10 protein-coding genes are annotated in these 12,360 nt (G+C 71.3%); 3 read left to right on the forward strand and 7 right to left on the reverse strand.

The genetic code is table 11. The features are described from left to right. Positions 1-99: 99 nt before the first annotated feature. The 3 genes from AC07EQ_RS23410 to AC07EQ_RS23420 are packed head-to-tail and all read right to left on the reverse strand — an operon-like array spanning position 100 to position 3,086. The gene (locus AC07EQ_RS23410; RefSeq protein WP_478390035.1) at positions 100-882 is read right to left on the reverse strand and encodes a DeoR/GlpR family DNA-binding transcription regulator; all 783 of its coding nucleotides are present in this window, start codon (positions 880-882) and stop codon (positions 100-102) included. 21 nt (positions 883-903) lie between these two features. Then, positions 904-1,896, reverse strand: a complete 993-nt coding sequence (gene pdxA / locus AC07EQ_RS23415; protein ID WP_478390036.1) for a 4-hydroxythreonine-4-phosphate dehydrogenase PdxA — start codon at positions 1,894-1,896, stop codon at positions 904-906. Beyond that, positions 1,893-3,086, reverse strand: coding sequence for a four-carbon acid sugar kinase family protein (locus AC07EQ_RS23420; protein WP_478390037.1), 1,194 nt, complete (start codon positions 3,084-3,086; stop codon positions 1,893-1,895). Before AC07EQ_RS23420 ends, pdxA begins: the two co-directional genes overlap by 4 nt. Before the next feature lie 224 nt (positions 3,087-3,310). Here AC07EQ_RS23420 and AC07EQ_RS23425 point away from each other — a divergent pair, with 224 nt between their 5' ends. The 3 genes from AC07EQ_RS23425 (at position 3,311) to AC07EQ_RS23435 (ending at position 5,751) form a co-directional block, all read left to right on the forward strand. Continuing rightward, positions 3,311-3,580 carry a hypothetical protein gene (locus tag AC07EQ_RS23425; RefSeq protein WP_478390038.1) on the forward strand — a complete coding sequence of 90 codons (270 nt, stop codon included), beginning with the start codon at positions 3,311-3,313 and terminating at the stop codon, positions 3,578-3,580. 310 nt (positions 3,581-3,890) lie between these two features. Continuing rightward, the gene (locus tag AC07EQ_RS23430) at positions 3,891-5,462 is read left to right on the forward strand and encodes a BCCT family transporter (RefSeq protein ID WP_478390039.1); all 1,572 of its coding nucleotides are present in this window, start codon (positions 3,891-3,893) and stop codon (positions 5,460-5,462) included. A 163-nt stretch (positions 5,463-5,625) separates the two neighbouring features. Further along, the gene (locus AC07EQ_RS23435) at positions 5,626-5,751 is read left to right on the forward strand and encodes a hypothetical protein (RefSeq protein ID WP_268951827.1); all 126 of its coding nucleotides are present in this window, start codon (positions 5,626-5,628) and stop codon (positions 5,749-5,751) included. 3 nt (positions 5,752-5,754) lie between these two features. Here AC07EQ_RS23435 and AC07EQ_RS23440 read toward each other — a convergent pair whose 3' ends face one another. The 4 genes from AC07EQ_RS23440 to solA form a co-directional block, all read right to left on the reverse strand. Then, positions 5,755-9,708, reverse strand: coding sequence for a HAMP domain-containing protein (locus AC07EQ_RS23440; protein WP_478390040.1), 3,954 nt, complete (start codon positions 9,706-9,708; stop codon positions 5,755-5,757). A gap of 18 nt (positions 9,709-9,726) precedes the next feature. Beyond that, positions 9,727-10,383, reverse strand: coding sequence for a response regulator (locus AC07EQ_RS23445; RefSeq protein ID WP_478390041.1), 657 nt, complete (start codon positions 10,381-10,383; stop codon positions 9,727-9,729). 133 nt (positions 10,384-10,516) lie between these two features. After that, positions 10,517-10,936 carry a CBS domain-containing protein gene (locus AC07EQ_RS23450; RefSeq protein WP_478390042.1) on the reverse strand — a complete coding sequence of 140 codons (420 nt, stop codon included), beginning with the start codon at positions 10,934-10,936 and terminating at the stop codon, positions 10,517-10,519. A 293-nt stretch (positions 10,937-11,229) separates the two neighbouring features. After that, on the reverse strand, positions 11,230-12,360 hold the full coding sequence (solA, locus tag AC07EQ_RS23455; protein ID WP_478390043.1) for an N-methyl-L-tryptophan oxidase: 1,131 nt from the start codon (positions 12,358-12,360) through the stop codon (positions 11,230-11,232).

The following is a 12,360-nucleotide window of genomic DNA, read 5'->3' on the forward strand; positions in this document are numbered from 1 at the left end:
CGCATACGGCTCTCGATGCTCGACGAGCCCGAAGCGGTCGCCCGCGAGCTCGGCGAGTTCCTCACCTGACGCATTCTTCGCGCACCAGCGGCTTCCGCCTCACACCACGACGATCTCGGCGCCCGGCAACGCCCGGAACGGCGCCAGGTCGTCTTCGGTCGCGCCGTCGTCTGTCACCAGCGTCCACATCGCCGGCAGCGGGGCCCAGGCGTTGAACGGCGCCGCGCCCAGCTTGCTGCTGTCGGCGAGCACGAAGACCTCGCGGGCGCGGGCCATCATCTGCTCCTTCAGGCGGGTCTGCAGGAGGCTCGCCTCGCAGATGCCCAGCCGCGGATCGAGGCCGTCCGCGCCGAGGAAGACCTTGTCGGCCGTCAGCCGGGACAGGGTGAGCTCCGCCAGCGGTCCGACGAAGCCCTGGCTGATGTGCCGCATCTCCCCCGCCAGCGCGATCACCTGCACCGCGTCGGCGTCGGCCAGCTCGGTGAGCACCGGGATGCCGTTGGTGATCACCGTCAGCCCGGCGCGGTCGCGCAGGTGGTGGGCGAGGCGGCCGGTGGTTGTCCCGGCGTCCAGCAGCACCGTGTCCGGCGCGCCGATCCGCGCCGCCGCCCACCGCGCGATGCGGTCCTTCTCCGCGGTGGCCAGCGCGGTGCGCTGGCCGAGCGACGGTTCGGTCGCCGTCGCGGGCATCGCGCCGCCGTAGGTGCGGGCCAGCTTGCCCTGCTCGGTCAGCAGCGAGAGGTCGCGGCGGATGGTGGACTGGGTGACCGCCAGGGATGCCGCGAGCTCCTCCACCTGCACCGCGCCCTGCTCGGTCACCAGCCGCTCGATCAACGCGCGCCGCCGGCCCGCGGGCATCCGCTGCCCGAAATCAGTGCTCACCCCACCATCCTCCCAACAAGGTCAGGGGCGGCGGGCGAGTGCCGCGCCCTGGCGCAGGGCCTCGACCAGGCTGCCCGCCTCGGCCCGTCCGGTGCCCGCGATGTCGAAGGCGGTGCCGTGGTCCACCGAGGTGCGGATGACCGGCAGGCCCACCGTGATGTTCACCCCCGCCTCCAGCCCGAGGATCTTCACCGGCCCGTGCCCCTGGTCGTGGTACATGGCCACCACCAGGTCGAAATCCCCCCGGCCGGCGCGGAAGAACACCGTGTCGGCGGGCAGCGGCCCCTGCGCGTCGATGCCGTCCGCGCGGCACGACTCCAGCGCCGGGACGATCTTCTCCTCCTCCTCGCCGCGGCCGAACAGCCCGTTCTCCCCGGCGTGCGGGTTGATCCCGCACACCGCGATCTTCGGCTCCGCGATGCCGGAATCGACCATCGTGCGGTGCCCGCGCCGGACGGTGCGCTCCACCAGGCCCGGATCGATGCGCTCGATGGCGTCGACCAGCCCGATGTGGGTGGTCACGTGGATGACCCGCACCTTGCCGGTGGACAGCATCATCGACACCTCCGGAACGCCGCACAGCTCGGCGAGCAGCTCGGTGTGCCCGGGATAGCGGTGCCCCGCGGCGTGCAGCGCGGCCTTGTTCAGCGGCGCCGTGCAGATGGCCTGCACCTCCCCGGCCATCGCCAGCTCGGCGGCCTTCGCCACGTACCGGAAGGCGCCCTCACCGGCCACTTCGGACAGTTCGCCGAACGGCAGGTCCGCCGGGATGATCCCGAGGTCCAGCACGTCGATCACGCCGGCCTCGCCGGTCGCCTCCGCCGGCGAGCCGACGGTCTTGAACCGCACGTCGACGCCGCAGATCTCGGCGGCCCTCGCCAGGCGCGCGGCGTCGCCGACCACCACGCAGCGGGCCAGCTCGCGCACCTCGGGCTCCACGAGCGCGCGCACGACCACTTCGGGTCCCACGCCGGCCGCATCGCCCATCGTGACGGCAATGGTGGGCAGGTTCATCCGAGTCCCCTTCCGGAACGCACCGCCGCGATGGCCCGGTGCAGCGTCTCCGGCGTGCCGAAGCCGCCGGCCTTGGTGATGACGTAGCCGGGCTGCGGCTCGGTGCGCGCGAGCACCACTCCCGGTTCCAGTTCGTTGAGCAGCCGCAGGCCCGTGACGCCGCGCCTGCTGAGCACCGCGCGAGCGGTCTCGCCACCGGTGAGCACGAGCAGCTCGGCGTGTTCCGACGCCGGTGCGCAGACCTCGGCCAGTGCGGTGTTGACGCGGCGGGCCGAGCCGGCGTCGACCGGGCCGTCCACGGTGACGACGACGTCGCCGGTGGCCAGCTCGTCGCGCAGCTGCTCGGACATCCGAGCCAGTGCGGCGGCGTTCGCGTCGAGCAGGTTCCGGACCGGTAATCGGCGGGTGTGCGGGACCCGCTCGGCCAGGAACTCCGCCTGTTCCCGGGAGACGTCGTTGGCACTGCCGACCACCGCCAGCGCGCGGCCGCCGACCGGCGGCGGGGGCTCGACCTCGCGGCCCGGCCGCAGCTGCTCGGCCAGCGCATCCGCCAGCCCGGCCGAGCCCACCCAGTACGGCAGGCGACCGCCGGCCGTCCCGGCCGTCACCACGGCCCTCAGGTCGTTCTCGGCCACGGCATCGCAGATCACGACGTCGGCCTCGGCGAGCAGTTCGGCGAGCTTCGCCCGCAGCGCCACCGCGCTGCCGCGGATCGACGCGAGCGCCACGTGCCGCACCGCCAGCGGCTTGAGCGCCGAGGCGATGTCGACGGGCGGATCGGCGACCTCCGCGACCCAGGAATTGGTGTGGTGCAACGCGATTCCGCCGATGTGGACGACACCGCCCAGCACCGTGCGCCCGGTCGCCGGGGACGCCGGGCACAGCAGCACCCCGGCGCCGTCGGCGTGCTCGACGAGCGCCCCGATCTCGGCGGCGAGGTTCCCGCGCAGCGTCGAGTCGATCTTCTTGAACACCACCCGCCCGGCGGCGTGCCCGCGCAGCGCCGCCGCGACGCGCTCGGCCGCCTGAACCGGTTCGAGGTGGCGGCTGTCGGTGTCGGCGACGAAAACCTCGGCGTCACCGGTGTCGTCGAGGGCCAGCAGCGTGCGCATTTCACGCAATGCGAAGGGAACGCCGGAATCACCGGCACCGCTGAGGTCATCGGCCACGACCAAGACTCGCGATCCCATGATCACCCGATCTTCCGCTCGCCGGAACACATGCGGCCGCCCGTCGCGCGGCCGGCGCCGCGAGCCACACGATAGTGATCGCTGCGCGAATCACGCAATAGCGCGCAGGATGATGAGCACAACGCGCAGGCTCGGCAAAGCGGTCCGGCCGTCTGCTGAAATCCCGCCGGACCGACGAAGGAGATGACCCCGATGCGCCGAGCCTCCAGGGTCCGCTCGGCCCGGTGCCGCCCGTGCTCGCGCGACTACGCGCCGCGCCCGGAACGACGACGATGCGCGGTTCGTCGTGCTTGCTGGAGGGCGAGATCCCGGCGACGCGGGTGTACGAACTGCAGCAGCAGCTGCCGGGACCGACGCTCGGAGAGGGCGTGCTCGATTCCACTTTCGACCGCTACGAACCGGTCCGCGACGCGATCCCCGCCCGGCCCAGGACGGACCGGAATCCGTTGGACCGCAAGGAATACCTGCCGCGGCTGCGCGCGGCGGGACGCTGACGACCGGCCGTGTGCTCCACCACACGGCCGGTCGCCTCCACTGTGGTCGCGCCCGGGTGCGGTATAGTTCTCGTTTCGGCGGCGGGCTTTTTCCGCGCGGCAGTTGCCCGGGTCGCCAGCATCGAGGTCCGACGGGACCTCCGGCCGCGATCTCCTACAGGAAGAATCTCCACAAAGCCTCCACCTCTGCGCCCGCCGTCGCACGCGCTCCGCGCGTCCGGGGTGCTTCCCCTCACTCTTCCCGCTCGGGTCGCTGCGCCGGATGCGCGCGCCCGGGCCGGGTCCGAACCTTTCCACTGGAGTCGACCTCATGGCACGAGCCAGCACGCCCCCGGCCAACCGGCTGGGCGCGGTCTTCTACACATCGGTGGCGCTCTGCGCCCTGTTCGTCTGCTGGGCCACCCTGTTCACCGACAGCCTCGACGCGGTCACCGGCGCCGCGCTGAACTGGATCACCGGCTCGTTCGGCTGGGTCTACCTGGTCGCCAGCCTGGCGATGCTGGGCTTCCTGGTGGTGCTGGCCACCACGCGCTACGGCCGCATCCGGCTGGGCGCCGACACCGACCGGCCGGAGTTCAGCACGCTGAGCTGGCTGGCCATGATCCTGGCCGCGGTGATGGGCATCGGTCTGGTCTCCTACGGGGTGTCCGAGCCGATCAGCCACTTCGTGACGCCGCCGCACGGGCTGGCGCAGCCGGGCACCAAGCACGCGGCCGTGGTCGCGATGCAGTACTCGTTCTTCGACTGGGGCCTGCACGCCTGGGCGATCTTCGCGGTGTTCGGCATCGCGCTCGGCTACTCCACCCACCGCAAGGGCCGCAAGGGCCTCGTCAGCCCGATGCTGCGGCCGCTGCTCGGCGACCGCGTCGAGGGCCCGCTCGGCAAGGCCATCGACGTGCTGGCGATCTTCGCGACGCTGTTCGGCACGACCACGTCGCTGGGGCTCGGTGCGCTGCAGATCAACGGCGGGCTGTCCAGGCTGTTCGGCATCCCGGGCGGCACCGGCACGCAGATCCTGATCATCGCGGTCGTCACGCTGCTGTTCACGTTCTCCGCGATCACCGGTCTGCACAAGGGAATCCGGTTCCTCAGCGAGACCAGCATGGGCCTGGCGGCGCTGCTGTTCGGGTTCGTGCTGCTGCTCGGGCCGACCGGTTTCGTGCTCAACCTGCTGGTGGAGTCGCTCGGCCAGTACGCGGGCGACTTCATCCCGATGAGCCTGCGCACCGGGATCTTCGGCGAGCTGGAGTGGATGCAGAGCTGGACCTACTTCATGCTCGCCTGGTGGATCTCCTGGGGCGCGTTCGTCGGCGTGTTCCTGGCCCGCATCTCGAAGGGCCGCACCATCCGCGAGTTCGTGATCGCCGTGCTCGGCGTGCCCAGCGCGGTGTTCTTCCTCTGGTTCACCGCCTTCGGCGGTACGGCGATCTTCGAGGACGCCTTCCGGGGCGGGCAGGTGGCGCAGGCCGCCGCGGCGGACTCCAACAACGCGATCTTCGCGATGCTGGAGACGCTGCCGTGGCCGACGATCACGTCGCTGATCGCGATGACGCTGGTACTGCTGTTCTTCGTCTCCGGCGCGGACGCCAACACCTTCGTGCTGAGCATGCTGTCCTCCGACGGGCACGCCCGGCCGCGGACGTCGGTGCTGGCGTTGTGGGGCGGGCTCACCGGGGTGACCGCGATCGTGCTGCTGATCGCCGGCGGGCTCGACGCGCTGCAGAACACGGTGATCGTCACGGCTGCGCCGTTCGTGCTGGTGATGCTCGCGCTGGCGGTCTCGCTGTGGCGGGAGCTGCGCCAGGACCCGCTGATCGCAGCGGCGCCGGAGAAGAAGGAACCGGTGGCGGTCGCGACAGTGCCGAAAGACCCGGAAGTGTGACGTTCGTCGGCCGCCGGGGGCCCTGGAACGCCCCTGGCGGCACACCGGCAACAGCCGCCCCGGCCGTTGCCCGGTAGGGTGCCCCCGGGCCGTCGGCCGGTCTTCCACCTGCGGTTATGGTGGTCGGCAACAGCCTGCGAGCTATCAGAGTTGGGACACCGCCATGGCTGATCCACACGGCATCGACCACTTCGACGCGACGTTCGCGCGCGACCTCGCCTGGGCCCAGCGGCTCCGCGAGCAGCTCGCCGACATGCCGACGATCGAGGAACCGGAGCAGGTCGACTGACCCTCAGCCCCCGGTCTCGGGGGCGCGGCCGGCCGGCAGGTGCTCGGCCAGCAGCTCCAGGAGCCTGCCGACGTCGACCGGCTTGCTCAGGCACTCGTTGGCGCCCGCCGTGATGCTCGCCTCCCGGTCGCCCTTCATCGCCTTCGCCGTGATCGCGACGATCGCCAGGTCCCGGTGGCGCGGCATCTCCCGGATGATCCGGATGGTGGCGTTGCCGTCCATCTCCGGCATCATCACGTCCATCAGCACGATCACGATGTCGCCGTGCTGCTGCAGGGCGTTCAGCCCCGCCAGCGCGTTGTCCGCGTGCACCACCTGCAGGCCGTGCTGCTCCAGCAGCAGCGTCATCGCCTGCACGCTCCGGTAGTCGTCGTCGACGACCAGCACCTTCTCCCCGTTGAACTGCAGTGACGCGTGTTCCTCCGGCTCCTCGGTGTGCAGCATGTGCTGGTGGCCCTCCTGCCGGATCAGCTCGGTGGACCGCATCGGCGGGTCGATGCCCTCGGCCGACACGTCCAGGCTGGTCTCCGCCGCGCTCGGCACGTGGGGGCGCGGCGGGCGCGCCGGCTCGGCCACCGGCTCGACGAGCTCCGCGGGCCTGCCCAGCGGCGGCTCGACCGGCAGGTACAGCGTGAAGGTGCTGCCCTCGCCGGGTTCGCTCTGCACCTCGAGTTCGCCGCCGAGCAGCGTGGTCAGCTCGCGGCTGATGGACAGCCCCAGGCCGGTGCCGCCGTACTTGCGCACCGTCGTGCCGTCCACCTGCTGGAACGCCTCGAAGATCAGGTTCAGCTTGTCGGCCGGGATGCCGATCCCGGTGTCGCGCACCGAGAACGCCAGCCGCTGCCGGGCGTGGCGCAGCGCCTGGGTGTGCACCTCGGAGGGCTGCGCCGGGCGGATCCGCAGCTCGACGCCGCCCCGGTCGGTGAACTTGACGGCGTTGGACAGCAGGTTCCGCACGATCTGCTCCAGCCGGTTGCGGTCGGTGCGCAGGGTCTGCTGCACCGACGGCGCCACGGAAACCCGGAAGTCCAGGCCCTTGTCCGCCGCCAGCGGCCGGTACAGCGATTCCACGTGCGCGGCCAGATCGGCCAGCTCGACGTCCTCGGGCAGCAGGTGCATCTGCCCCGCTTCCACTTTAGACAGATCCAGCACGTCGTTGATCAGCTGCAGCAGATCGGTGCCCGCCTGGTGCACGGTCTTGGCCAGGTCCACCTGCTGCGACGTGAGGTTGCCCTCCATGTTGTCGGCCAGCAGCTTGGCGAGGATCAGCACGCTGTTCAGCGGGGTGCGCAGCTCGTGCGACATGTTGGCCAGGAACTCCGACTTGTAGGCGGAGGCCTGCGACAGCTGCCGGGCCCGCTCCTCCAGCTCCTGGCGGGCCTGCTCGATCTCGATGTTCTTCAGCTCGATGTCCCGGTTGCGGCTGGCCAGCAGCGCCGCCTTCTCCTCCAGTTCGGTGTTGGAGCGCTGCAGCTCGGTCTGCTGCTGCTGCAACTGCTCGGACCGCGCCTGCAGCTCCTTGGCCAGGTGCTGGGACTCGGCCAGCAGCGCCTCGGTGCGCGAGTTCACCACGATCGTGTTGACGTCGACGCCGATGGTCTCCTTCAGCCGTTCCAGCAGGTCCAGGTGCACCGGGGTGAACGCGTTGACCGATCCCAGCTCGATCACCGCCAGCACCTCGCCCTCGAACAGCACCGGCACGATCGCCACGTTGGTGGGCGCGCTGCCGCCGAGCCCGGAGCTGATCCGGATGTAGCCCGGCGGCGCGTCGCTGACCAGGATCGACTTGCGGTCGGCCGCGACCTGCCCGACCAGCGACTCGCCCACCTCGAAGCGCAGCGGCGGGCGGCCGTTGCGGTCGCTGGGGCGGCCGTAGGCGGCGGTGCGCTCCAGGATGCTGCGGCCGTCCTCCCCCGCCCGCCGCAGGAAGAACGCGCCGTACTGGGCCGACACCAGCGGCGCCAGCTCGGTCATGATCAGCTGGGCGAGCGCGTCCAGGTCGTGCTGGCCCTGCATCAGCGCCGAGATCCGGGCCAGGTTCGTCTTCAGCCAGTCCTGCTCCTGGTTGTCCTTGGTGGTCTCCTTGAGGTTGCTGATCATCGCGTTGATGTTGTCCTTGAGCTCCGCGACCTCGCCGGAGGCGTCCACGGTGATCTGCCTGGTCAGGTCGCCCTCCGTGACCGCGGTGGCCACCTGCGCGATGGCGCGCACCTGGGTGGTGAGGTTGAGGGCCAGCCGGTTGACGCTCTCGGTCAGCCGCCGCCAGGTGCCGGAGACGTCGGCGACCTCGGCCTGGCCGCCGAGCTTGCCCTCGGTGCCGACCTCGCGGGCCACCCGGGTGACCTCGGCGGCGAACGCCGACAGCTGGTCGACCATCGTGTTGATGGTGGTCTTGAGCTCCAGGATCTCGCCGCGGGCGTCCACGTCGATCTTCTTCGACAGGTCGCCGCGGGCCACCGCGGTGGTCACCTGCGCGATGTTGCGCACCTGGTTGGTCAGGTTGCGGGCCATGATGTTGACGTTGTCGGTGAGGTCTTTCCAGGTGCCCGCCACGTTGGGCACCCTGGCCTGGCCGCCGAGGATGCCCTCGGTGCCGACCTCGCGGGCGACGAGCGTGACCTGCTCGGCGAACGCGCGCAGCGTCTCGACCATCCCGTTGATCGTCTCGGCCAGCGCGGAGACCTCGCCCTTGGCCTCCACCATGATCTTCTTCGACAGGTCGCCGCGCGCCACCGCGGTGGTCACCTGCGCGATGTTGCGCACCTGGATGGTCAGGTTGTCGGCCATGATGTTGACGTTGTCGGTGAGGTCCTTCCAGGTGCCCGCCACGCCGTGCACCCGCGCCTGACCGCCGAGCTTGCCCTCGGTGCCGACCTCGCGGGCCACCCGGGTGACCTCGTCGGCGAACGCCGACAGCTGGTCGACCATCGTGTTGAGGGTGTTCTTCAGCTGCAGGATCTCGCCGCGGGCGTCCACGTCGATCTTCTGCGTGAGGTCGCCCCGGGCGACCGCGGTGGCGACCTGCGCTATGTTGCGGACCTGCACGGTGAGGTTGTTGGCCATGAAGTTCACCGAGTCGACCAGCCCGCGCCAGGTGCCGGCCGCACCGGGCACCTCGGCCTGACCGCCCAGCCGGCCCTCGCTGGCCACCTCGCGGGCCACCCGGGTGACCTCCTCGGCGAACGCCGACAGCTGGTCGACCATCGTGTTGATGGTCTCCTTGAGCTCGCGCGTCTCGCCGGAGACCTCGACGGTGATCTTGCGGGTCAGGTCGCCGGCGGCGACCGCCTTCGCGACGTGCGAGATGTCGCGCAGCTGGCCGGTGAGGTCGGCGGCCATCCCGTTGACCGTGTCGGCCAGGTCCCGCCAGGTCCCCACCAGGCCCGGCACCTGCGCCTGGCCGCCGAGCTTGCCCTCGGTGCCGATCTCCCGCGCGACCCTGGTGATCTCCTGGGCGAACAGCGACAGCTGTTCCAGCATGTCGTTGACGGCCCCGCTGAGGCCGGCCAGCTCGCCGGGCAGCGCGGCGTCCGCAGCGCGCCGCGGCATCCGCTGCGACAGGTCGCCGCGGGTCAGCGCCCCCAGCACCCGGTTCAGCTCCGCCATCGGCGCCAGCAGGGTGTTGATCATCCCGTTCACCGAGTTCGCGGCGACCGTCCAGCCGCCGTGCGAGGAGCCGTCGAAGTCGATCTTCTGGATCGGCCAGTCGCCCCGTTCCGCGGCGGCGCCGACCCGCTGCAGCTCGCCGGCCAGGAACTGGTTGCGCTCGGCGAGCTCGTTGAACACCGTGGCGATCTCGGTCGCCAGGCCGCCGCCGGAGAACACCAGGCGGCGGCGGAAGTTGCCGTCCCGCAGTTCGCGCAGCCCGATCAGCAGGCGCGTCAGCAGAACTTCATCGCTCACCGGCCCGGCGAGGGCGAGCTCCGCGGACGGGACGTCCGACGGCTGTGACGACATGACGGCCTCCGCCCCCGCTCAGCGCTTGCCGCGCGAATCGCGGTCCAGCCGCAGCTCGGTGGCCAGGACCGCGGCCTCGCTGCGGTGCCGCATGGCCAGCTTCGCCAGCATCTGGGACACGTAGTTCTTGATGGTCTTCTCGGCGAGGAACATGCGGCTGGCGATCTCCCGGTTGGTGAGCCCCTCGCCGATCAGTTCCAGCACTTGCCGCTCACGGGCGGTCAGCTCGCGCAGCGGGTCGGTCTGCTCCTGCTCACGGCGCAGCCAGGCCAGCATCGCCTCGGTCTTCTTGGGGCTGAGCAGCGACTCCCCGGCCCCGGCGGTGCGGATGGCGGTGACCAGCTCCTCGCTGACCACGCCCTTGAGCACGAACCCGGCGGCGCCGGCCATGATCGCGTCCATCAGGGCGTCGTGGTCGTCGAAGGAGGTCAGCATCAGGCAGCGCAGCTCGGGCAGCTGCGACTGCAGTTCGCGGCACAGCTCGACGCCGTTGCCGTCGGGCAGCCGCACGTCCAGGACGGCGACCTGCGGCTGCGCCCGCGGTACCCAGGCCAGCGCCTCGGCGACCGTCGCGGCCTCGCCGACCAGTTCCAGGTCGTCCTCCACGGCCACCAGCGCGGCGATTCCCCGCCGGATCACATCGTGGTCGTCGACCACGAAGACGCGTGTGGTCATCTGGTATCCCCGCCCCCTTCGCGCCGAACTCCTAGGGAGGGCACTGACCAGGATAAATAGCTCGTCTGCGGGGCGCTGGCCGGAACGCGCCGGAGCCGGCACCCGGCCGTGACCGGGCGCCGGGCGAAGGAGCTCACTTCATCGCGTAGACGCTCTCCACGAAGTGCGCCAGCTGCTCGTCGGTCAGGTGCCGGGCGAGGTCGGCCTCGCTGATCATGCCGACCAGCCGGTGTTCGGCGATCACCGGCAACCGCCGGATCTGGTGCTCCTCCATCATCGAGAGCACCTTGCCCACGTCGGAGGCGGCGTCGACCCAGTACGGCTTGCCCTGGGCCAGCTCGCCGGCCTTCATCCCGGCGGGGTCGCGGCCTTCGGCGCAGCAGCGCAGAACGATGTCGCGGTCGGTGATGATGCCGTGCAGCCGGTCGTCCCGGCCGCAGATCGGCAGCGACCCGACCTTCAGGTCGCGCATCATCTGCGCGGCCTTGAACAGGCTGTCGTCCTCACCGATGCATTGCGCCCCCGCATGCATGATGTCGCGCGCAGTGGTCATGGCTGATCCTTTCGACTGCGGTGCTGGGCTGTCCTCGCACTACCCGCCCCGGTCCCCGGCGAAACCGCCGCCCGCTCGGTCCCGCTGCCACAGGTCGGGCGGAATGACCGGAGCACGCGGGGCGTCTGCGGTGTCCCGGCCCGACCGGCACCCGCGGTACCCCGGAGGTGGCCGCCAGGTCCGCGCGGCGCGCGCTCCGAACGTCGCCGAGCACGAACCGGCGCCCGGCCGATGTGCCCGGGGCCGAGAGGGGGCGACCGCTGTCGGCTGCCCGTTGCATGCTGGGCACGGCCTCAGAACCGTTCCGGCGCAAGGAATTCCGGCAGGCCGGCCTTGCCGGTCAGCGCATCGGCCACCAGCGCGGCGATGCCGGGCGCGTACTTGAAGCCGCGCCCGGAGTGCCCGGTGGCCAGCACGACCCGTCCATCGCCGATGCGGCCGACCAGCGGCTTGCCGTCGGTGGTGAACAGGTCGGTGAACGCGTCCGTCCGCACCGGCTCCGGGTGCAGCCCCGGCAGCATCTGCCGGACCGCGCCCGCGATGGCGCGGATCTCGGGGAGGCTGTGCCGCCGGTCGACCGCCGCCGGTTCCGGCACCAAGTGCGAGGTGACCGCCCCGGCGACCTTCACCATGACACCGTCCACTGTGGGCGTTCCGTAGACGTGCACGTCGCCGTCGTGGTGGATGAAGATCGGGAAGCGCTCCGGCCGGTAGTCGTCGATGGCGTCGGTCCCGAACCAGGTGAGCAGGACCCGCCGGGGCTCCACCGCCGCGGCCAGCGCCCCGGGCAGGAACCGCGATGCCCACGAGCCCGCGCACACCACGACTTCACCGACCCGGTGCGTGCCACCCGTGGTGTGCACCAGAACGCTGTCGCCGTCCTCGGCGATGCCGGTGACCTCCGTGTAGCGCAGCACCTCCGCCCCGGCCCCCTCCGCTACCCGGGTGGCGCTCAGCACCGCCTGCTCGCAGCGCAGGAAACCGGCCTGCTCGTCGAGCACCGCGACCTCGCCGTCGCGAAGCCGGTGCTGCGGATATCGTTGGGCGACTTCGTCCCTCGACAGCACCTCGACCTCGACCCCGGTCTCGCGGGCGCTCTCGACCAGCCCGGAGATGTAATCCTCCGCGGGGTCGCCGATCGCCAGACCGCCGCACTGCGTGAGGATGCCGTCCCCCGACTCCGCTTCGAGTTCCCGCCACAGCCGCAACGAATCGCGCAGCAGTGGCACGTACTGCGCGCCTTCGGCGTAGGCGAGCCGGAACAGGCGCGTCTCGCCGCCCACCGCACCGCGGTCGTGGCCGGGCGAGAACTGCTCGAAGGCCAGCACGTCGACTCCGCGACGCGCCAGCTGCCAGGCGAGCAGGCTGCCGATCGTGCCGGTCCCGATGATGCCGACCTGGGCGTCCAGGTTGCTTGCGGTCAT

Source organism: Saccharopolyspora sp. NPDC045839, assembly GCF_056431645.1.